Here is a 22,106-nt window from a genome sequence, read left to right as displayed (position 1 = left end):
GCTTCAAACCAATTACTTGGCCTGGGCTTCTACCTGAGCTTCAACGCGACGGTTGATAGCACGGCCTTCTTCGGTGGCGTTGTCAGCAACCGGACGGGTTTCGCCGTAGCCAACCGAGTCAACACGGCTGGATTCTACGCCGTACTGCTGGGTCAGGACTTGCTTGACAGCGTTGGCACGACGCTCGGACAGCTTCTGGTTGTAAGCGTCTGGACCCACGGAGTCAGTGTGACCTTCAACCACGGTGGTGGTTTGTGGGTACTGCTTCATGAAGTCAGCCAGGTTCTTGATGTCGCCGTAGCTGTTTGGCTTGACGACCGACTTGTCGAAGTCGAACTTCACGTCCAGCTCAACACGAACGACTTCGGCAACAGCCGGGCAGCCGTCGGCGTCAACGGTAACGTTGGCCGGGGTGTCTGGGCACTTGTCGACGTTGTCGCACACGCCGTCGTTGTCGGAGTCGGAGCAAACTTCAGCAACAGGTGCTGGAGCAGGGGCTGCGGTTTGCTTCGGGCTACCGCCGAAGTTCAGACCAACACCAACGCTTGGGGCCCACTCGGTGTCGCCCTGGTCGATGTTGTACTGGGCTTCAACGCCAGCACGGGCGTAGAACATGTCGGTGATGTACCACTTGGCACCGGCGCCAACGTTGGCGAAGGTGGAGTGGTCACGACCGCCACGGCCGGTCTGGCCCAGCGACTGGTGCGAGAAACCAGCGGAAACGTACGGACGGATAGCGTCGTACGGGTTGTTGAAGTGGTAAACGGCGTCCAGGGCGGTGTTCGAGCCCTTGATGTTCTTGCCGTCATCGCCACGAGCGTTGTGCACTTCGTCGTAGCCCAGACGCAGTTCAACGTCGTCGGTCAGGAAGTAACCGATCGAACCGCCGAACAGGTTGCCGTCGTTCTTGAAGTCGCGCTGGCTGTCGAAGAATTCTTTCTTGTAGAAGATTTCAGTCTCGACGGCGCCTTGACCTTGTGCCATAGCGCCAATCGAGGTGGCGGCTACGAGCGAACCAATGGCCAAGCCCAAGGTGTTTTTCAATTTCATCCGTTAAATCCCCATCTGGTGATAGTTAAGCAGTCCCACCATAAACAAGGGGGACAACTCGACGGCAAGTCTAGCAGAACTCGCCGATTCGTTAGAGATATTTGCAGACGACTAAGTTTCATCGAGGCCCGCAAATTTCTCACGAAGCTTGTCTAGCGCACGCTTGTATCGCATCTTCGTCGCGCTCAGGCCCATGTGCATGATGTCGGCGATCTCCTGGAACTCCAGCTCTGCGACAAAACGCAGCACCAGGATCTCGCGGTCGATCGGGTTCACATGCACCAGCCACTTGTCCAGCCCGCCTTTTTCTTCCGGCTTCGGTGCCTTGTCCTCGGACGCCTCTTCAACAGGGTCCAGGCTCAGGGCATCCATCAACCGGCGTTTGCGGCGCTCCTTGCGGTACTGGGTAATGCACTCGTTGTAGGTGATGCTGTAGAGCCAGGTCTTGAACTTGGATTTACCCTCGAAGTTCTTCAGGCCGTACAGCACCTTCAGCATCACTTCCTGACAGACATCGTCCGCGTCACGGTCGTTCCCTAAATAACGTGCACAAACGTTGAACAGGGTCCGCTGGTAGCGCCGCATGAGCTCCTCATAGGCGCGGGTGACGTGGTACAGCTCCTCATGCGAACGCGCCACCAACTCTTCGTCGGTGAGCTCGCGAGGGTCATAACGCATGGGCGGCGTAGGAACTTTATTCAAAACGGATCTGGCCGACAGTCAGGTCAATGTCGCCGCGCGACCCCGTGGGTCGAATTTCGCGGCGGCATACATTAACAGCTTTCACGCGGTTAGCGGCTATTGACTCGCTGTTCCAGCAGCTCGCGGTTGGACAACGACACCAGCTCCCCCCCATCGGTCAGCAGGGTGGTTTTCACCGTGCCGATTTCCTCGATGAGCCCTTCGACCTCTCCAATCCGCACCTGCTGGCCTACCTGGTACAACTCGCGAACATAAATGCCGGCCAGAATCTGCCCGGCAATTTCGCGGCTGCCCAGGCCCATGGCCAGGGCAACCGCCAGACCAACGGTAATCAGGCCGATGACGATCACATGGTTGAGCAGGTCGGTTTTCACCTCCAGCTGGCTGATGGCCACCGAAATGCTGATGATGATGACCAGCCCTTGCGCGATGCGCCCCAGGCCAGCCGAATACTCCAGGCCAATGCCTTCTGCAGCACCGCGCACCAGGCCATTGGCCACCTGTGCCAGCAGCACGCCGGCCAGCAACACCAGGGCCCCGCCGAACACCTTCGGCAAGTACAGGGCAAGCATGTCGAGGGTCGCCGAAACCCGCTCCAGGCCCAGCGATTCAGCGGCGGAAACCAGGAAGATGAGCAGAACGAACCAGTAGACGATCTTGCCGATGAGGGTGGAAATGGGCACTTGTATGCCGACCCGGCCCAGCATTTTGGTCAGGCCGGTACCGGCCATGAGGCGGTCCAGGCCGAATTTGGCCAGCAGTTTGGAGAGCAGTGTATCGAGCAGCTTGGCTACCACGAAACCGAGCAGCACCACGACCAGTGCGCCGAACAGGTTAGGGATGAAGTTCGCCACTTTGGTCCAAAGGGCGGTCATCGCGGTGACCAGGCTCTGGGTCCAGAGATCGAGTTCCATATTCAATCGGCCTTATCTGCTTTGCTGCCAGTGGCAGCGTTGCGGGAAGTGTGTCGACGCACCGGCGCGACATGCGCCGAGCCATTGTTCACGGCGATCAGCAGCGCCTGGCTCCAGCGGCCAAGCAAGCTGAACAGATCACCCGCACCGACCTGGCGGTTGGCGGTTTTCAGCACGCGGCCCAAGCAGGCAGCGTCATCCCGGTCGTCCCGGTCGTTGCCGGAGGGTGACGCCTTGAGCAGGTCGCGCAGGGATTCTTCAAACGGATCGTGCATGTGCACCTCGCGCAGTGTCAGCTAGAGACGAGATGGCCCGGCGATGGGTCACACATCCGATTGGCACGAATGTTTCGAATGGTGTGATGTTCGCCTGCAGCCCACCCACGCGTCACACCCACCGCAACCGGCGGAACAACCACCACTGCCCCACCGCCAGCCCCAGCACCACAATGCAGGCGAACAGGAAGCCGTAGGGGTTTTGCGCCCCCGGAATGCCACCGACGTTGATGCCCAGCAACCCCGTGATGAAGCTCATCGGCAGAAAGATGCAGGTGATGATGCCAAAGCGGTACATGGTGCGGTTCATCCGCTCGCTACGGCGACGGTCTTCGCTCTCCAGCACCAGCGCGGCGCGCTCGCGGGTCAGCTCCAGCTCCTCCAGATAGCGGATCAGGCTGTTGTTCAGCTCGTTCCAGTAATCGGCATCGGCATAGGCGAACCAGCTCCACTTGCTGCGTGATAACTGGGCATAGATTTCCCGTTGCGGGGCCAGGAATCGGCGCAACCCGGCGGCCCGCCGACGGATCTGCTGCAGGCTGCCTTGTTCGGGGGTATACCGTTCGTCGGATTCAACCTTTTCTTCTTCCAGGTCGACCAGTTCGGCGAGGTCACTGACCAGGCCCTGCACCTTTTCGGTCAGCAGTTCCCCCATCAGCAGCAGCAGCTCGGATGCGGATGTGGGCCCCCTGCCCTGTTCCAGTAGCTGGAGCACCTCGTCGCTGGCGCGCAGGGGCCGCAAGCGCAGCGAGATGACCCGCTGCGCCTCGGCGAAAATGCGCACCGAGACCATGTCTTCCGGCTCGGCACCCGGGTTCAGGTTGACCCCACGCAAGAACAGCAGCAGCTGTTCATCGGCCATGGGCAGCAAGCGCGGGCGGGTGTTTTCCTCCAGCAGCAGCTCGCAGGCGAACTCGCTGAGGCCGCTTTCATTCAGCAGCCAGGTACGGGTTTGCGGATGGCTGCGGTCCCAGTGCAGCCACAGGCTCTGCTGGGGCTGCAATTGCAGGTCGGCCAGTTCGGTACGGGCAATCGGGCGCGCGCCGCCTTTGCCATCGAGCACCAGGGCGTGCACCAGCCCCCACTGCGCGTTGTCTTCCTCGAACATCAAAGCTCCATCAGCGCGTGCGGCGCATCACTCCGGCATTTTCAGCGGGCTTGGCGACACCAGCACGCCATTGTTGTCGGCGTACACATACTCGCCCGGGCGGAACGTCACGCCGGCGAAGGTCACTGCCACGTTGAGGTCACCGATGCCGCGCTTGTCGGTCTTCATAGGGTGGCTGGCCAGCGCCTGCACGCCGACGTCGGTCTGGATCAATACATCGACGTCGCGTACGCAGCCGTAGATCAACAAGCCTTCCCAGCCGTTTCTGGCAGCCTTCTCGGCAAGCATATCCCCCAGCAATGCCCGACGCAGCGACCCACCGCCATCGACTACCAGCACCTTGCCTTTGCCATCGAGTTCGACCTGCTCCTTGACCAGCGAGTTGTCCTCGAAGCACTTGATGGTGACGATCTGGCCGCCAAACGAATCGCGGCCACCGAAGTTGCTGAACATCGGTTCCAGCACCTGAACCAGGTCCGGGTAGGCGTCACACAGGTCGGGCGTTACGTAATGCTGCATGGGAAGCTCCTGTCAGTCACAACGAAAGCGGGTATCGGCCAAGGCTACACCGTAGAGCCCATTGCAGTCATCCGGGACTAGGTAGTCATGTGTGTTTTGCCTGTGCCGGCCCTATCGCCGGCAAGCCGGCTCCCACAGGATTGTCACAGGTTCGCAGGCTTGTGCAGTACCTGTAGGAGCGGGCGCGCCCGCGAAGAGGCCAGCACAGGCGACGCAAACTCAGCTGACCGGCACAGGCTCTGCAACCACTGTAGACGCATGCACCGGCAACAGCGGGTTACGCAGCCAGCGCTCCACCAGCGGCCACACCTGCACCTGCGCAGCCTTGCTCACCAGCATGTCGACATGCCCGAAGGCTTCAAAACCTTCTTCACGCCCCAGCCGCAGGAACTGCTTGCGCTCGCCCCCCACCTGCTCGAACAGCTTGCGGCAGGCCCACACCGGGTCCTGGAAGTCGCCGGCGCCGGCCACTGCCAACAGCGGCACATCCACCTCGGCCAGCCCTGCCCACCAATCCTGCTTCTTGTCGCCAAAACGCCCGAACAAGCCATGCCAGCGCAGGCTTTCCAGGGCCAGCCCCAGGGGTTCGTCCTCTGGCCCACGCTTGAAGCGCGGCCCGGAAATCTGCCCCCAGCGCTTGAGCAGCCACTTCGCGCCCCAGGCCACTGGCGGGACTTTCAACGGCCAGTACACACGGCTGACCTGTGTGCCGAACAGGGCCACGCTCGCGACCTGGTCGGCGGTCAGAAAACCGCCACCCAAGGCTGCCACCAAGGTTGTTCCACCCAGTGAGTGGCCCACCCAGTGCGGCGCCTGGCCGGCTTTTTCGCGCACGAAGGCGTTGATGGTTGGCAGGTCGTCCCGGGCATAGCCGGCTACGCTATTGTGGCGCCAGGCTGTATTGCGTGGCGACAGGCCGTGGCCACGCATTTCCGGGATCCATACGTCGAAACCGGCCCGAGCCAGATAGGCCCCCAGGCCGATGCCCTTGGGCGAATACCAGAAACGCCGGTTGGAAAAACTGCCATGCAGCAGAATCACCGGCACGCCATGGGCGTGCTCCTGGTCGGCCAGCCCCAGGCGGGTAACGGCCAATTCCACACTGGGATCAGGGCTGTTGCCGGCCTTGATCCGGTACACGTCTTCACTGAGGTCGCCGCGGCGCTCGGCACTGAGCAAGGCCACGGGAAATAAACGGCTACTGCTTTGCATAAGGTTGCTTGGTGCACAAAAAAGGGCGGGATCCATTGCTGGAACTCGCCCTGGAAAAAACCAGGCGGGGGCACGCCAGACGCCCCCCGCGTTTTATTGCGTCAGGCTGCGCCCTGGCCTTCGGCGAGGAAGAACCAGGTTTCGAGTACCGAGTCGGGGTTCAGCGACACGCTTTCGATGCCCTGCTCCATCAGCCACTTGGCCAGGTCCGGGTGGTCCGAAGGGCCCTGGCCGCAGATGCCGATGTACTTGCCAGCCTTGTTGCACGCGGCAATGGCGTTGGCCAGCAGCTTCTTCACGGCCGGGTTACGCTCGTCGAACAGGTGGGCAATGATGCCCGAGTCACGGTCCAGGCCCAGGGTAAGCTGGGTCAGGTCGTTGGAGCCGATCGAGAAGCCGTCGAAGTACTCCAGGAATTCCTCGGCGAGAATGGCGTTGGACGGCAGCTCGCACATCATGATCACGCGCAGGCCGTTGTCGCCACGGGCCAGGCCGTTTTCGGCCAGCAGGTCGACGACCTGGCTGGCCTCGCCCAGGGTACGCACGAAGGGCACCATGATTTCAACGTTGGTCAGGCCCATCTCGTTGCGCACGCGCTTGAGCGCGCGGCACTCGAGTTCGAAGCAGTCACGGAACGACTCGCTGATGTAGCGCGAGGCACCGCGGAAGCCCAGCATCGGGTTCTCTTCTTCCGGCTCGTACAGCTTGCCGCCGATCAGGTTGGCGTACTCGTTGGACTTGAAGTCCGACAGGCGCACGATGACCTTTTTCGGGTAGAAGGCCGCGGCCAGGGTGCTGATGCCCTCGACCAGTTTCTCGACGTAGAAGCCGACCGGGTCGTCGTAGCCGGCAATGCGCTTGTCGACGCTGTCCTTGAGGTCGGCAGGCAGGCCTGCGTAGTTCAGCAGTGCCTTGGGGTGCACGCCGATCATGCGGTTGATGATGAATTCCAGGCGCGCCAGGCCCACGCCTGCGTTGGGCAACTGGGCAAAATCGAAGGCCCGGTCCGGGTTGCCGACGTTCATCATGATCTTGAACGGCAGCTCGGGCATGGCATCGACCGAGTTCTGCTTGACGTCAAAGCCCAGTTCACCCTCGAAGATGAAGCCGGTGTCGCCTTCGGCGCAGGAAACCGTGACGCCCTGGCCGTCTTTGAGCACCTGGGTGGCGTTGCCGCAACCGACCACGGCCGGAATACCCAGCTCACGGGCAATGATCGCCGCGTGGCAGGTACGGCCGCCGCGGTTGGTGACAATGGCGCTGGCGCGCTTCATTACCGGTTCCCAGTCCGGGTCGGTCATGTCGGAAACCAGCACGTCGCCTGGCTGCACCTTGTCCATTTCCGATACATCGTGGATCACGCGGACCTTGCCGGCGCCGATGCGCTGGCCGATGGCACGGCCTTCGACCAGTACCGTGCCCTTTTCTTTCAGCAGGTAGCGCTCCATGACATTGGCGCTGGAGCGGCTTTTCACGGTTTCAGGGCGGGCCTGGACAATGTACAGCTTGCCGTCGTCACCGTCCTTGGCCCATTCGATATCCATCGGGCGCTGGTAGTGCTGCTCAATGATCATCGCCTGCTTGGCCAGTTCGCTGACCTCGGCGTCGCTCAGGCAGAAGCGCGCACGTTCGGCGCGGTCGACTTCCACGGTTTTCACCGAACGGCCGGCCTTGGCTTCGTCGCCATAGACCATCTTGATCGCCTTGCTGCCCAGGTTGCGGCGCAGGATAGCCGGGCGGCCAGCCTGCAGGGTGTTCTTGTGCACATAGAATTCGTCAGGGTTGACCGCACCCTGTACCACGGTTTCACCCAGGCCATAGGCGCCGGTGATGAACACCACGTCGCGGAAGCCCGATTCGGTATCGAGGGTGAACATGACACCGGCGGTGCCGGTTTCGGAACGAACCATGCGCTGCACACCGGCAGACAGGGCGACCAGTTTGTGATCGAAGCCCTGGTGCACGCGGTAGGCAATGGCACGGTCGTTGAACAGCGAAGCGAACACTTCCTTGGCCGCGCGGATCACGTTGTCCACGCCGCGGATGTTGAGGAACGTTTCCTGCTGGCCGGCGAACGAGGCGTCCGGCAAGTCTTCAGCAGTGGCAGAGGAGCGCACGGCAACGGCCATGTTGTCGTTGCCAGCGGCCATTTCGGCAAACGCCGTACGGATTCCCGAATCCAGACGCGCCGGGAAGTCGGCTTCCATGACCCACTGGCGGATCTGCGCGCCGGTCTTGGTCAGGGCGTTGATGTCATCCACGTCGAGGGCGTCGAGCGCCGCATGGATTCGGTCGTTGAGGCCACTCTGCTCGAGAAAATCGCGGTACGCCTGCGCCGTAGTGGCAAAGCCGCCCGGCACCGATACACCAGCACCGGCAAGGTTGCTGATCATCTCGCCCAGGGATGCGTTCTTGCCCCCCACATGCTCCACATCATGGACGCCGAGCTTATCGAGGGAAACTACGTACTCTACCAAGGTGATCTCTCCACTAACTGTGTTGGAAAAGCTCAAAGGGCGCCCGCCTGTCCGCTATGACTTGGCCGGGCGTTTGTGGCCTGTACCTGGAAAATAGGCTTTGCAAATGTGGCAGAATGTCGACAGCCGCATTCGGCAAACCGAACTTATCATATCCAAGAATCTTCATCAGCTTAAGGCCCAGGTCGCAAATGAAACGAACCGCGTTCTTCATCTCCGATGGCACCGGTATCACAGCCGAAACCTTGGGCCAGAGTCTGCTCGCGCAATTCGAGAGCATCCCGTTCAACAAATTCACCCGGCCGTACATCGATTCGCCCGAGAAGGCGCGGACCATGGTCCAGCAGATCAATGCCGCGGCCGAGCGTGACGGGGTGCGCCCGATCATCTTCGACACCATCGTCAACCAGGACATACGTGAGATCCTGGCCACGTCGAATGGCTTCATGATCGACATCTTTTCGTCGTTTTTATCCCCACTGGAGCAGGAATTGACCGCCCATTCGTCGTATTCAGTGGGTAAGTCCCATTCGATCGGCGGCAATTCCAACTACATGGAACGCATCGAGGCGGTGAACTTCGCCCTGGACAACGACGACGGCGCGCGCACGCACTACTACGACAAGGCCGACCTGATCCTGGTGGGTGTGTCGCGCTGCGGCAAGACCCCAACCTGCCTGTACATGGCCATGCAGTTTGGCATCCGCGCCGCCAACTACCCCCTGACCGAAGACGACATGGAACGCCTGCAGTTGCCGGCAGTGCTGAAAAAGCACCACAATAAGCTGTTCGGCCTGACCATCGACCCTGACCGCCTCACGGCCATCCGCCACGAGCGCAAGCCCAACAGTCGTTACTCAAGCTTTGCCCAGTGCGAGTTCGAGGTGCGCGAGGTGGAGAGTTTGTTCCGCCGGGAGAACATTCCCAACATCAATTCCACGCATTTTTCGGTGGAAGAGATCTCGGCGAAGATCCTGGTGGAGAAAGGCGTGGAGCGGCGGTTCAAGTAGGAGAGCTTCAAGCTTCAAGCTTCAAGCTTCAAGCTTCAAGCTTCAAGAAAAAGCGGGGGCTGTGTACGCGATCTAAACGGTGCTAAAGCCAGAAGCTGCAAGCGAAACCAGTGAGCTCCGCTTGCAGCTTGCAGCTTAAGAAGGCACCACCGCTGCCTGCCCGCTCATGGCCAGGTCGACCAGCTCGCGGTTGGCCACCGCATACATCGCATAGTCGTTGCCGCTGGCATTGCGCAGGTCGTCGAGCATCGCGCGCCAGCGCTCTACCATCACCCGGTGCTGCTCGGCCCACAGCGCCACGCGGGCGTCCATGTCTTGCGGCCCGTCGGCCATTTGCAGGACCGAAATGGTGATCGCCCGCTGCTGCAAGTCGATGTCGTCACGGAAGGCCTCGCGGGCCAGCGCCTGCCAGTTGTTTTCCACCGGCAGGTTGCTGATTTCCTGCAGGTACCAGATCAGGTCCAGCGCGCTGCCCACGGCGAAGAACGCCTTGGCCACCTGCGCCGGCTCATGCCCGGTAACGTCAGCCGCTTCGATGATCGGCAGCAACGTGTACAGGTGGCTGGTACCGGCCACCATGCGCGCCAGCAGTTCCGGCACGCCAGCCTCGACGAAGCCCTGGTAGCGCACCATCCAGCGTTCGCGGGTCGGGCCTTCGAGCAACTCATCCAACTTGAGCCCGAGCTGCGCGATTTTCGGCCCGAAGTGCGCGGTGTCGCGCCCGGCGTCCTGCTCGTTGCGGCGGCTGCGCAGGAACCAGCGGGTTGCACGGCGGCCCAGGCGCATCAGCTCATCCATCAACGTGAGCTGGACCTCCGCCGGCACCTGGTAGTCGAGGGCCTCGATCTGGCGGAACCAGTGCGGCAGGTGGAAGATGTCGCGCACGATCACGTAAGCCCCGGCCACGTTGGCTGGGCTCATGCCAGTCGACTCCTTCAGGCGCTGGACGAAGGTGATGCCCATATTGTTGACCAGGTCGTTGGCGATCTGGGTGCTGACGATTTCACGCTTCAGGCGGTGGCGGCGCATGGATTCGGCGAACTTGCTGACCAGCGACGGCGGGAAGGCGGTTTCCATGTCGCGCGTCAGGTAGTCGTCGTCGGGCACCTGCGACTTCAGCAACTGCTCCTTGAGGTCGATCTTGCTGTACGAGATCAGCACCGACAGCTCGGCACGGGTAAGGCCATGGCCGGCGGCCAGGCGTTCGGCCAGTTGCTCCTCGGACGGCAGGAACTCGATGGCACGGTCCAGTTTGCCCCGCGCCTCCAGGTCAGCCATCAGGCGCTTGTACTCGGCAATGCGTTCACGGGCGCGGCGGGCGGCCAGCGACAACGCCTGGGTCTGCTTGTAGTTGTTGCCCAGCACCAGGCTGGCGACTTCATCGGTCATGCTGCCGAGCAGCTGGTTACGCTGCTTCTCGGTCATGTCGCCACCCTGCACCACTTCATTGAGCAGGATCTTGATATTGACCTCGTGGTCAGAGCAGTCCACGCCGCCGGCGTTGTCGATGAAGTCGGTGTTGGTCGCCCCGCCGTGCAGGCCGAACTCCACCCGGCCAAGCTGGGTCATGCCCAGGTTGCCACCCTCGCCCACCACCTTGCAGCGCAGCTCGTTGCCGTTGACCCGCAGCGCGTCGTTGGCCTTGTCGCCGACGTCGGCGTGGCTTTCGCTGCTGGCCTTGACGTAGGTGCCGATCCCACCATTCCACAGCAGATCGACCGGGGCCTTGAGCAACGCGTTCAGCAACTCGGTCGGGGTCAGGCGGTCGGCTTCGATGGCGAAGCGTTCCTTCATCTGCGGGCTGATGGCAATGCTCTTGGCGCTGCGCGGGAAGATGCCACCGCCTTCGGACATGATGCTGGTGTCGTAGTCGGTCCAGGCCGAGCGCGGCAGGTCGAACAGGCGCTTGCGCTCGGCGAAGCTGGAAGCCGGCTCGGGGTTGGGGTCGATGAAGATGTGCAGGTGGTTGAACGCGGCCACCAATTGCAGCTTGTCGGACATCAGCAGGCCGTTGCCGAATACGTCGCCGGCCATGTCCCCCACACCGATGACGGTGATCGGGTCTTCCTGCACGTTGATGCCGCGCTCACGGAAGTGCCGCTGCACGCCGACCCAGGCGCCGCGCGCGGTAATGCCCATTTTCTTGTGGTCGTAGCCGGCGGAACCGCCCGAGGCGAAGGCGTCGCCCAGCCAGAAGCCGTAGTCGATGGCAATGCCGTTGGCGATGTCGGAGAAGGTCGCGGTGCCCTTGTCGGCCGCCACCACCAGGTACGGGTCGTCATCATCGTGGCGCACCACGTTGGCCGGCGGCACCACGCCGCCATCCTTGAGGTTGTCGGTGATGTCGAGCAAGCCGGAAATGAAGATGCGGTAGCACGCCACGCCTTCGGCCGCGATCTCGTCACGGCTGCCGCCCAGCGGCAGGCGCCGCGGCAGGAAGCCGCCCTTGGCACCCACCGGCACGATCACCGAGTTCTTCACCTGCTGGGCCTTGACCAGGCCGAGCACTTCGGTACGGAAGTCTTCTTCGCGGTCGGACCAGCGCAGGCCGCCACGGGCTACGTTGCCAAAGCGCAGGTGCACGCCCTCGACCCGCGGCGAATAGACGAATATCTCGAACTTGGGCACCGGCTTGGGCAGCTCGGGAATCAGCCGCGGGTTGAACTTGAAGCTGAAATACGACTTGTTCTGGCCGTTGGCGTCCGGTTGGTAGAAGTTGGTGCGCAGGGTGGCCTTGATCAGGTCCAGGTAGCGGCGCAGGATGCGGTCTTCGTTGAGTACCTGCACCTCGTCCAGCGCGGTCAGAATGGCCTGTTCCAGGCGCTGCTGCTTGTCGTCCAGGTCGTCCTGGGTCAGCTTGCGCGCCAGGTAGAAGCGGGTCTTGAACAGCCGGGTCAACTCACGGGCGATGTCGGTGTGGTTGTTCAGGGTGCTGGCGATGTAGCCAAGGTCGAAGCCCAGGCGGATCTGCTTGAGGTAACGGGCGTAGGCACGCAGCAGTGCCACGTCGCGCCAAGGCAGGCCGGCGGTCAGTACCAGGCGGTTGAAGGCATCGTTCTCGGCATCGCCGCGCACGATATGGATGAACGCGTCCTGCAGGGTGTCATTGAGCTGCTGGATATCCAGGCTAAGGCCTTCGCTGTAGGTGAAGGCGAAGTCGTGGATCCAGTACTCACGGCCACTGGCATGGCGCAGCCGGTATGGGAACTCGCCGAGTACGCGCAGGCCGAGGTTTTCCAGAATCGGCAACACATCGGACAGCGCCAGCGGCGTGTCCACGTGGTACAGCTTGCAGTGCAGGATGCGCTCGCCGACCTGGGTCAACGGCTGGTAGAAGCTCATCGCCAGGGGCTTGCCTTCCGACAGGTTGAGCACGTGCTGCAGGTCGACCACCGCCGAGTGGGCGGCGAAACGCTCGCGGTAGCCCGCCGGGAAGCCGGTGGGGAAGTCGGCCAGGATGTTGGTGCCCTGGGCTTCGCCGAAGTTCTCCACGACCAGCGCAGAATAGTCGTCGCGCCACGAGCGGCAGGCCTGCACCACTTCGCGCTCCAGCTGCTGCGGGTCGATGTCGATGCGGTTTTTCGGGTCGACCCGCAGAATCAACTGCACGCGGGCCAGCACCGACTCGGAGAAGAACGTCCAGAACTCGCAGTCGCTGGCCTTCAGGCGCTCCATCAATACCTGCTGGATCTTCTGCCGCACTTCGGTGGAGTAGATTTCCCGCGGCACGTAGGCCAGGCAGTAGCAGAAGCGGCCGTACGGGTCCTTGCGCAGGAACACGCGGATCTTGTTGCGCTCCTGGATCTGCACGATCGCCATGACCGTGGTGAACAGCTCGTCGATCGGCGTCTGGAACAGGTCGTCGCGCGGCAGCACCTCCAGCACCTGGGCCAGCTCCTTGCCCAGGTGAGCCTTGGGATCGAAGCCCGAGCGGCGCTCCACTTCCGCGACCTTGCCGCGGATATACGGAATGGCATGCACGCTTTCGCCGTACACCGACGAGGTGTACAGGCCCATGAAGCGGTGCTCCTTGATGACCTTGCCGTCGGCGTCCAGCTGGCGGATCGAGACGTAGTCCGGATAGGCCGGGCGGTGCACGCGGCTGGGCAGCGCGGCCTTGGCGAACGACAGCAGCAGCGGCTCGTTGAGGTAAGCCACGGCGTAGTCTTCGATGCGCAGTTCGTCGGCCGTCAGGCCCACACGCAGGCGGCGCGGCAGGCCGAGGAACGACTGTTCGTCGTAGACCATCTGGCCGCCATCGGCGGTGCTGGCAACGGTGAATTCCTCATAGCCGAGGAAGGTGAAGTGGTTGTCCAGCAGCCACTCGAGGAAGGCCTTGACCTCGCCCTTCTCGTTTTGCGCCGGGCCGAACGCGGTTTGCTCCACCTTGGCGAGCACTTCCTGCAGCTTGGCTTTCATCGGCTCGAAGTCGGCAACCGCCACCCGAACCTCAGCCAGCACCTGTTCGATCTCGCGGGTCAACACGGCCAGTTCGGCGGCGTTGGCGCAGCGGTCGATCTCCAGGTACATCAGCGACTCGTGCTGCACCCCCTCGCCCCGGCTGCCCTTGGGCAGCAGCTCCAGCAGCTCGCCGTTGGCGCCCCGGCGCACGCTGAGCACGGTGGTTTGCAGGGTGTGGATGCTATAGCCGCGGCGGTTGAGCTCGGTACGTACCGAGTCGACGAGGAACGGCAGGTCGTGGTGCAGCACCTCGACCACGGTGTGGGTCGACTGCCAGCCGTTGCGTTCGTAATCGGGGTTGTACACGCGTACTTGCGGGGACTGGGGGTCAAAACGCTCGATGATGCGCCAGGCCGACAGGGTGCAGCCGGCCAGGTCGGAAAGCCTGCGCTGGGTGAGTTCGTCCAGAGAGATGATGCCGAAGAACTGATCGGCGAACAGCGCCACTTGTGGCAGGGACTGTTCGCTGATGTGCTGCGCCAGGGCCGCTTGCAGTTGGTGCTGGAAGTCGGCTTTGCTGGCTGCGGTGAAGAACGCCATCTGTGGTACTCCGCTTGGGCTTTGTAATAGTTGAAGCGTCGCTGCGTGCGCCATTTACGGATCAACGATAGCCAACCCGTGGCAAGGCGGACGGTAAAAACCAGAGGTGGAACGTGCGCAGGCACGCCCGGGCTTGGCGAAGCTTAACGACTGATCGGTCATCAAGGCTTGCAGCGCTGCGACAATTTCGGTCAAGGGGCGGTAACTTTACGTTTATGCATGTAGCCAAGACTGTCAGAATTCCCTTCCGTTTCCTTTGATCCGAGCCTGCTCATGCAAATCAACACCGCCCTGCTGTTCGCCACCCCTTGCGATGACGAGGAAGACAACATGGCGACCCTGTGCTGCCACAGCGACAAGGGCCAGATGTTCCTGCTTACCCGCTACCCGGACGAAGACACCGTCGACCTGACCCTGGATGACGAGCCGTCGACGCTGGACGGGCTGAAAGTGACCTTGAGTGCCAAGCGCCTGCTGATCGAAGTGGCCGCCGGTGACCGCGATGCGCTGAAGGGGGATGAGGTGCTGGAAATCAACCTGACCAGCGACCTCAGTGACCTGGATGAGGTGAAGGAAACCCTGGAGAACATCCTGGCCGGCACTGGCACCTTCGTCTGCGAGCTTTAGGGCTTCACACGCCGCGCGTCGCCCCTGCTCATGCCAGCGCTTGTTGCATTGCTTTAGCCTGCGCCCGCAATGCCTCACAAAACGGCTCCACCGCAGCCGAAGCCGGCCGATGATCCGGGCGGATCAGCATCACCTGGTATGGCACCGATACCCGCAACGGCCGGATCGGCAGCCCGCCCTGCGCGGCCTCCAGGCCGCTCAGCGGGTTGATGATGGCAACCCCCAGGCCCTGGCGCACCATGGCGCAGACCGAGGCCGCACTGGTCGTCTCGATCACCGTGCGGCGGTTCACACCCGCCGCGCGAAAGTGCTGGTCCAGTTGCTGGCGGTAGGTGTCCAGGCTGGCCAGGTTGATGAAATCGACTTCGTGAAAATCGCTAAACGCCAGCTCGGCCTTGGCCTGCAACGGGTGGTGTTCGGGCAGCACGCACACCATGTTGGCGCTGAACAGCCGCTCCCCATACGCCCCGCGCGGTATCTGCTCGACCTCGGTCAGGCCCAGGTCGTGCTGCTGGGCCACCAGTGACTCCTCCAGCAACGGCGATTCCTGGGCCAGAATGCTCACACTCACCCCCCGGTGCTGCTGGTGAAAGCGCTGGCAGGCCTTGGGCAGCAGGGTTTGCGAGAACAGCGGCAGGCAGGTGATGGCCAACCGGCCTTGCTCGAAATTGCGAATGGCCTGGGCAAAGCGGTCAATCCGCTCCAGCCCGACATAGGCGCGCTCCACCTCCTCGATCAACAGCAGTGCCTGGGCTGTAGGCACCAGCCGCCCACCTTCGCGCTGGAACAGGTTCAGCCCGCTGACCTGCTCCAGCCGGGCCAGCTCGCGGCTGACGGTGGGCTGCGAAGTGAACAGCAGGCGAGCTGCGGCGGTGACGCTGCCCGCCGCCATGATGGCGCGGAACACTTCGATATGGCGAACGGACAATTTCACGGCAACGCCCTGCGTAATGACAGTGGCCATATCAGATATGAATGGCCGACAGAAAAATAGCTATTTTTCTGAATTCCTCCTTTATCGCATCCTGCTTTCCTTCCTGGTATCACCTGAGCGAGTAGCGCCAATATGACAACACCCTTCACCCTCCTGGCCGAGGCAGTGCGCCAACATGGCTCGCCGTTGTGGGCCTACGACACCGGCACCATCGCCGAGCGTGTCGAACAGCTGAAGGTGTTCGACACCGTACGCTTCGCCCAGAAAGCCAACCCCAACCTGCACGTGCTGCGCCTGATGCGCGGCCACGGCCTGGTGCTGGACGCCGTGTCGCTGGGCGAGATGGAGCGGGCCTTCGCTGCCGGCGCCAGCGTTCAGGGCGACCCGGCCGGCGTGGTGCTGACCTGCGATGCACTGGACCGGCCTACCCTGGAGCGGGTGGTGGCAGAAAAGATCGAAGTGAACGCCGGCTCCATCGACATGCTGCGCCAACTGGGCGAGCGCTCCCCTGGCCACCGCGTGTGGGTCCGCATCAACCCCGGCTTTGGCCACGGCCATAGCCGCAAGACCAACACCGGCGGTGAAAACAGCAAGCACGGCATCTGGCATGAGCAGCTGGACGAAGCGCTGGGCGTGATCAAGGCACACGGCCTGCACCTGGTCGGCGTGCACATGCACATTGGCTCGGGCGTGGATTACCAGCACCTGGAACAGGTAGCCCGCTCGATGATCGAGCTGGTCGGCCGCCTGGGGGTGGACATCGAGGCGTTTTCCATCGGGGGCGGGCTTTCCACCCCCTACCGCAGCAGCGACAAGCCGGTCGACCTGCAGCGCTACGCCCAGACCTGGGCAGTGGCACGCAAGGAAATCGAAGCGATGCTCGGCCACCCGGTGCGTATGGAGATCGAACCCGGCCGCTTCCTGGTGGCCGAGTGCGGCTACCTGGTGGCCGAGGTGCGGGCGGTGAAACAGGTGGGGCGCAATACCTTCGTGATGATCGACGCCGGCTTCAATGACCTGATGCGCCCGGCCATGTACGGCGCCTACCACGGCATGACCCTGCTCGATGCCAACGGCCAGCCGGTGGAGCGCCCACGCCAGCCAACCGTGGTGGCCGGGCCGCTGTGCGAGTCGGGTGACGTATTCACCCAGGACGACCAGGAACTCACCCCGCAAGACCTGCCGCAAGCACAGGTGGGCGACCTGCTGGTGATCCACGATGCCGGGGCCTATGGCGCATCGATGTCGTCCAACTACAACAGCCGGCCACTGCTGCCAGAGTTCCTGATCGAGAACGGTGCACTGCGGATGATCCGCCGGCGGCAGACCGTGCAGGACCTGCTGGACTTGGAAGCGGGCCTTTAAGCACTCTTCTGCCGGCTAGGCCATACCGCCCATGTAGTGCTCCAGGCGGCCGCGCAGCCAGCGCTCGGCCGGGTCATTGTCGGTAGTGCTCAGCCAGACCATGGCCAGCTCCAGCGCCGTGGCGGCGAACGGCAGTTGCTCGGCCTGCAGGTTGCCCCAGCGCTCCATCCCCTGGGCCGCGTAATCGGGGCAGCAGGCCAGCAGTTCGGTACCGGCCAGGATCGCCGGCAGCGTACTGAATTGCGGCACCGACAACACCACCTGGCGTTCGCGCCCCAACTCCTTGAGCCAGTCATCGACTACACCGTGGGTATTGGCCGTAGGCGAGACCTGAACGTGCGGGCGGGCGCAGAACTCATCCAACGTCAACGCCCTGGTGGATTTGTCGGCGCGCACCACCCTGGCCTGCATGCTGCGCAATACCTTGCGCTTGGCATTGGCCGGCAGGCCCCGGGTCTGGCTGATGCCGACCGTGACGTCACCCGCCGCCAGCAAGTCGGGAATGCGCCAGTAATCCACGTGCTGCACGACCACCACCACGTTCGGCGCCTCGACCCGCAGCGCCCGCAACAACGGCGGCAACAGCCCGGACTCGACGTCATCGGACAAACCGATGCGAAAGGTCATCTTGCTGGAAAGTGGGTCGAAGTCGTGGGTCAGGCTAAGGGCCACAGACATCGCATCCAGGGCCGGGGTGAGGTGCTTGATCACTTCCTGGGCGCGGGCCGATGGCTCCATGCGGTTGCCCACACGGATCAGCAACGGGTCATTGAACATCGCCCGCAACCTCGCCAGCGCAGCGCTGACCGTAGGTTGGGCGACGAACAGCTTTTCTGCGGCGCGGGTAAGGTTGCGCTCCTGCATCAGCGCTTCGAACACCACCATCAGGTTGATATCGGCTTTGCGCAGTTCGTTGCGGTTCATTGGCGCTCCCGGCCCATTGTAGTTGTGCTTGCTCGATTTCAGCACTGACAAGCACCCTGGTCGAGTCAACGTTGGTAGATAACCTGGCAGGGCGGCCCCTGGCGGCGACCCGATTGCCCGACAGCGGACAGTCCGGTTACCCTTCCTTCTCCTCCCCTCACGGCCGCCCCAGCCGTGCTCCGCCCAGGCTCCCACCGCGATGAACCGTAAAGCTGACCCGCCACCGTCCGACTGGGTAATCCGCAGCGACCAGCCGGGCGGCATCGAGCGTATCGAAGCCTGGTTCGGCAGCCACGGTTACGACCCGCATCGCCACGATACCTACTCGGTCGGGCGAACCCTGGCCGGCGTGCAAAGCTTCCATTACAAGGGCTCGCTGCGCCACGGCATACCCGGCAACACCCTGGTGCTGCACCCGGACGAGCTGCATGACGGCATGGCCGGCACCAACGCAGGCTTTCGCTACCGCATGGCTTACGTAGACCCGGCCCTGATCCAGAACGTGCTGGGTGGCCAGCCGCTGCCCTTCATCGCTGGCGGGCTGTCCAGCGACCCACGGCTGTACCAGGCCAGCGAGGCACTGGTACAGGCCGTGGACCACCCGTTGGAGCCGCTGGAGCAGCAGGACGCCCTGTACGACCTGGCCATGGCCTTGTTGGCGGTCGGCGGCAAACCACGCGGGCGCAAGCGCCTGGATTACCAAGCCGCCGAGCGGGCCCGGGCTTTCATCATGGCGCACCTGCACCAGAGCATTACCCTGGACATGCTCGAACAGGCCAGCGGCCGCGAGCGCTGGAGCCTGTCGCGTGATTTTCGCACGCTGTACGGCACCAGCCCCTACCGCTTCGTCACCTTGCGCCGCCTCGACTGTTTGCGGCGCATGGTGGTCGACGGCTTCAGCCTGGTCGATGCGGCCCTTGCTGCCGGCTTTCATGACCAGAGCCACATGACCCGGCATTTCACCCGTTGCTATGGGGTGCCGCCCTTGCGTTGGCTGGAGCGCCTGCGCCCCACCCGCTGACTTGCAGGATCGTACAAGATGCGCCTGTTGCAGACCGTTAGGCTGGCCACTCCACTCAACGAGGAATTGTCATGTCTGAAGCCCGTATCCCCTCCCAGCCTGCCAACCTGCTGCACAAAGCGTCGCTGATCGAGCAGCAGTGGAGCCCCAGGGTCGTTGCCGAAATGAACGACTACCAGTTCAAGGTGGTGCGCATTGAAGGCGAATTCATCTGGCACGCACACCCGGAAACCGACGAAGCATTTCTGGTGCTGGAGGGTGTTTTGCGCATCGATCTGCCCGATGGCTGTGTGTACGTCAACCCCGGTGAGCTGTATGTCGTGCCGCGCGGTATCGAACACAGGACAGCCGCAGAGGGCGAAGCGAAACTGATGATGATCGAGCCCCGCGGCATTCTGAACACCGGGCATGAAGGCGGCGAGCGCACCGCGGTCAATGATGTCTGGATCTGACAAGAGAAGCCGCGTTATTTGTTGTGCGTAGTACTCGCCTGGCAATAATTCCCCACGTTCAACTGCCAAACAGCCATTTTGCGTCTTGGTCACACCTTTTCCATGCCTACCATCGCAACCCGATGAAAATCCACCGCCGTATAATTGGATCCAATATCGAGGATGCCTTGAATGCGAACACTGGAAATGGACTACGGCCACGGCGACCAGGTCGCCAGCCATTGCCACGCTGAAGACCAGCTGATCTATGCCGCCAGCGGGGTAATGCGCGTCAGCAGCGCGGGAGGCGACTGGGTGATCCCCGGCGGGCATGCACTGTGGGTGCCTGCCGGGGTCAGCCACGCCATCCGCATGCAGGGCGTGGTGAGCATGCGCACGTTGCTGCTCGACGCCGGCATCGCGTGCTGCCAGGTCATCGTGGTATCCGGCTTGCTGCGCGAACTGATCCTGGCCGCGTCACGCATGCTCGACCGGCGTGACGGCGAGCATGCGCGGGCATTGATCCTGAACGAGTTGTCCGCCGCTCGGCGCATCCATGCCTTCGTGCCCACGCCCTCGCACCCGCGCTTGCGTGCTTGGTGCGAGGGCTTTCTCCAGGACCCGGCCCAGGACCTGACGCTGGCGCAGTGTGGCGCGCAGTTGAACCTGAGTGCGCGCAGCGTGGCGCGGCTGTTTCAACGCGAACTGGGCATGTCGTATGGCGAGTGGCGCGCCCGCGCACGGGTAATGCTCAGCCAGCAATGCCTGGCGCAGGGGCAGCCGATTCTCAACGTGGCGCTGGAGCACGGTTACCAAAGTGCAAGCGCGTTCACCGCCATGTTCAAGCGCATCCTCGGCTACGCGCCGAGTGACTGGCAGCACAACCTCACACGCGGTCACTGAACAGCAGGTTGTCCCGCTTGCGCGCAGGCTTGTCCTGCTTGCGACAGCGCCGCTTCCCCATCCCTGGTTAACCTCGCATCACCCTCTTCAAGTGGCCTGTGTGATGCCTTTACTGCACTTTTCTCCCTTCACTGCCCGGCTGGGCGCCACGCTCGCCGTGCTGGGTGCCCTCACGGCGTGCACGCGGCAGCAGGCCCCCGCCGCGCCGCCACCCGTGCTGCAGGCAAACCCGCTGGCAGACCTGCCGGCGGGGGTCAGCCAGCAGCCGTTACCCGCGCAATGGTGGGCGCTGTTCCAGGACCCGCAACTCAACCACTGGGTACAGCTGGCCCTGGCGCATAACCAGGACCTGGCCCAGGCAGACGCCACTGTGCAGGCCATGCTGGCGGGTATCGGTGAATTCGACGCGCGCCGCTGGCCCGCCACTACGGTGGAGGTTGGCGCAACCTATGGCAAGAGCGCCGATGACCAGACCCTGGCCGAGGCCACTGACAGCCATGCGCCGTCACAATGGCAATTCAGCCCCGGCATCGAGCTGGCCTACCAGGTGGATGTCTGGGGCCAGGTACGTGCGGCCATCGAGCGTGCCCGCGCTCAAGCCGATGCCAGCGCTGCAGCACGGGACCTGGTACGCCTGCAGGTGGTCACCCAGACCAGCCGCGCCTACCTGGCTCAATGCGTGTATGGCGCACGCCTGGCCCAGGCCAGGCAGTCGTTGCAAAGCCTCGAGCGCAGCGTGCAATTGAGTGAACGCCAGCAACAGGCCGGCGTGGCAACGGCGCTCGACAGCGAGCGCCTGCTGGGCTTGCGTGAGCAGGTGCGGGCGCAACTGCCGATGCTCGTTGCCAGGCGGCAAATGGCGCTCTACGAACTGGCCATGCTCAGTGGCCAGGCGGCTGCGGCACCGGTAGGCGACTGCAGCGCCATCCCCACGGTGTCGGTGCCGCTACCGCTTGGCGATGGGTGGCGCCTGCTCGAGCGAAGGCCGGATCTGCGCCAGGCAGAACGGGAACTGCGCGCTGCTGCGCTGGAGACCGAAATCGCCCGGGCGGACCTGTACCCGAAGGTCAGCTTCGGCGCCTCGTTGACCTCCTCCGCCGCTCACCTGGCCGACCTCGGCGACAGCCGCGCGGTGATGTTCGGGATCGGCCCGCTGATTCACTGGCAGTTCCCCAACCTGAAGGCCAATCGCGCGCGCGTTGGCAAGGCCCGAGCATTGCAGCAGGCGCAGGTCGCCCGCTACCAGGGCGTGGCATTGAATGCGCTGAAGGACGTGCGCCAGGCGCTGGCGCGTTACGCCGGTGAGCGGCAGCGTCTGCAGGTACTGGAGGCAGCGCTTGGCCATAGCGAGCGGGGCTTTGCCCTGGCCCAGAACAACTACCGCGCCGGCACGGTGGACGGCCTGGCATTGCTCGACAGCGAACGCGAACTGATCCGCTTGCGCGCCAGCCAGGTCGAGGCCCAAGGGCGTCTGGCGCAGGCACAGGTCAACCTGTTCCGCGCGCTGGGTGGGCGGTGGTAGCGCGCAGCAACAACCCACAGGGACCGCGCTGGGCCGAGAGCCTTTTCAATGATTAGGGAGTCGCTGCCCTGTAACAAACGCCAAGGCCAGCGCGGTCCCTGTGGGAGATTC

General features: G+C 63.2%; 18 protein-coding genes. 7 read left to right on the top strand and 11 right to left on the bottom strand.

Going from position 1 to position 22,106, the window contains the following annotated elements; genetic code table 11:
* Positions 1-12: 12 nt before the first annotated feature.
* The 8 genes from G1E_RS04830 to ppsA form a co-directional block, all read right to left on the bottom strand.
* Entirely contained in the window at positions 13-1,050 is a 1,038-nt protein-coding gene (locus G1E_RS04830) for an OmpA family protein (protein WP_009684019.1), read from the bottom strand.
* A 111-nt stretch (positions 1,051-1,161) separates the two neighbouring features.
* Positions 1,162-1,728, bottom strand: a complete 567-nt coding sequence (sigX, locus tag G1E_RS04825) for an RNA polymerase sigma factor SigX (RefSeq protein ID WP_003248665.1) — start codon at positions 1,726-1,728, stop codon at positions 1,162-1,164.
* Between the two features lie 113 nt (positions 1,729-1,841).
* Positions 1,842-2,666 carry a mechanosensitive ion channel domain-containing protein gene (locus G1E_RS04820; protein ID WP_009684020.1) on the bottom strand — a complete coding sequence of 275 codons (825 nt, stop codon included), beginning with the start codon at positions 2,664-2,666 and terminating at the stop codon, positions 1,842-1,844.
* Between the two features lie 2 nt (positions 2,667-2,668).
* Positions 2,669-2,941, bottom strand: coding sequence for a hypothetical protein (locus tag G1E_RS04815; RefSeq protein WP_009684021.1), 273 nt, complete (start codon positions 2,939-2,941; stop codon positions 2,669-2,671).
* A gap of 112 nt (positions 2,942-3,053) precedes the next feature.
* On the bottom strand, positions 3,054-4,049 hold the full coding sequence (locus G1E_RS04810; protein WP_009684022.1) for a zinc transporter ZntB: 996 nt from the start codon (positions 4,047-4,049) through the stop codon (positions 3,054-3,056).
* Between the two features lie 27 nt (positions 4,050-4,076).
* Positions 4,077-4,568: a ribonuclease E activity regulator RraA gene (gene rraA, locus G1E_RS04805; RefSeq protein WP_009684023.1), complete on the bottom strand. Its 492-nt coding sequence runs from the start codon at positions 4,566-4,568 to the stop codon at positions 4,077-4,079.
* A gap of 219 nt (positions 4,569-4,787) precedes the next feature.
* Complete coding sequence (locus tag G1E_RS04800) at positions 4,788-5,780, bottom strand: alpha/beta fold hydrolase (protein WP_232961711.1); 993 nt, start codon at positions 5,778-5,780, stop codon at positions 4,788-4,790.
* A 101-nt stretch (positions 5,781-5,881) separates the two neighbouring features.
* The gene (ppsA, locus tag G1E_RS04795; protein ID WP_009684025.1) at positions 5,882-8,257 is read right to left on the bottom strand and encodes a phosphoenolpyruvate synthase; all 2,376 of its coding nucleotides are present in this window, start codon (positions 8,255-8,257) and stop codon (positions 5,882-5,884) included.
* Between the two features lie 191 nt (positions 8,258-8,448).
* Here ppsA and G1E_RS04790 point away from each other — a divergent pair, with 191 nt between their 5' ends.
* Complete coding sequence (locus tag G1E_RS04790; RefSeq protein WP_009684026.1) at positions 8,449-9,267, top strand: pyruvate, water dikinase regulatory protein; 819 nt, start codon at positions 8,449-8,451, stop codon at positions 9,265-9,267.
* Between the two features lie 135 nt (positions 9,268-9,402).
* Here the strand turns inward: G1E_RS04790 and G1E_RS04785 are convergent, their stop codons facing one another.
* Complete coding sequence (locus tag G1E_RS04785; protein ID WP_047149677.1) at positions 9,403-14,268, bottom strand: NAD-glutamate dehydrogenase; 4,866 nt, start codon at positions 14,266-14,268, stop codon at positions 9,403-9,405.
* Positions 14,269-14,541: 273 nt separating this feature from the next.
* Here G1E_RS04785 and G1E_RS04780 point away from each other — a divergent pair, with 273 nt between their 5' ends.
* A complete protein-coding gene (locus G1E_RS04780; RefSeq protein WP_009684028.1) occupies positions 14,542-14,895 on the top strand; it encodes a hypothetical protein in 354 nt (117 codons plus the stop codon).
* A 28-nt stretch (positions 14,896-14,923) separates the two neighbouring features.
* Here the strand turns inward: G1E_RS04780 and G1E_RS04775 are convergent, their stop codons facing one another.
* The gene (locus G1E_RS04775; RefSeq protein ID WP_047149679.1) at positions 14,924-15,829 is read right to left on the bottom strand and encodes a LysR family transcriptional regulator; all 906 of its coding nucleotides are present in this window, start codon (positions 15,827-15,829) and stop codon (positions 14,924-14,926) included.
* Between the two features lie 132 nt (positions 15,830-15,961).
* On the opposite strand from G1E_RS04775, the gene lysA reads away from it, so the two are divergent.
* Complete coding sequence (gene lysA, locus G1E_RS04770) at positions 15,962-17,194, top strand: diaminopimelate decarboxylase (protein ID WP_009684030.1); 1,233 nt, start codon at positions 15,962-15,964, stop codon at positions 17,192-17,194.
* Between the two features lie 15 nt (positions 17,195-17,209).
* Here lysA and G1E_RS04765 read toward each other — a convergent pair whose 3' ends face one another.
* Positions 17,210-18,118, bottom strand: coding sequence for a LysR substrate-binding domain-containing protein (locus G1E_RS04765; protein ID WP_009684031.1), 909 nt, complete (start codon positions 18,116-18,118; stop codon positions 17,210-17,212).
* A 199-nt stretch (positions 18,119-18,317) separates the two neighbouring features.
* On the opposite strand from G1E_RS04765, the gene G1E_RS04760 reads away from it, so the two are divergent.
* The 4 genes from G1E_RS04760 to G1E_RS04745 all read left to right on the top strand — a co-directional run bounded on the left by G1E_RS04760 (position 18,318) and on the right by G1E_RS04745 (position 21,995).
* Complete coding sequence (locus G1E_RS04760) at positions 18,318-19,139, top strand: AraC family transcriptional regulator (RefSeq protein ID WP_009684032.1); 822 nt, start codon at positions 18,318-18,320, stop codon at positions 19,137-19,139.
* 71 nt (positions 19,140-19,210) lie between these two features.
* Entirely contained in the window at positions 19,211-19,591 is a 381-nt protein-coding gene (locus tag G1E_RS04755; RefSeq protein WP_009684033.1) for a cupin domain-containing protein, read from the top strand.
* Between the two features lie 171 nt (positions 19,592-19,762).
* Positions 19,763-20,473 (top strand): helix-turn-helix transcriptional regulator, encoded by a 711-nt coding sequence (locus G1E_RS04750; protein WP_009684034.1) that lies wholly within the window; start codon positions 19,763-19,765, stop codon positions 20,471-20,473.
* A 103-nt stretch (positions 20,474-20,576) separates the two neighbouring features.
* On the top strand, positions 20,577-21,995 hold the full coding sequence (locus tag G1E_RS04745) for an efflux transporter outer membrane subunit (protein WP_009684035.1): 1,419 nt from the start codon (positions 20,577-20,579) through the stop codon (positions 21,993-21,995).
* Positions 21,996-22,106: the final 111 nt, after the last annotated feature.

The sequence above is a fragment of the Pseudomonas sp. TJI-51 genome, from assembly GCF_000190455.2.
Classification (GTDB): Bacteria; Pseudomonadota; Gammaproteobacteria; order Pseudomonadales; family Pseudomonadaceae; genus Aquipseudomonas; species Aquipseudomonas juntendi.
This window is presented reverse-complemented; position numbering and strand designations above follow the sequence as displayed.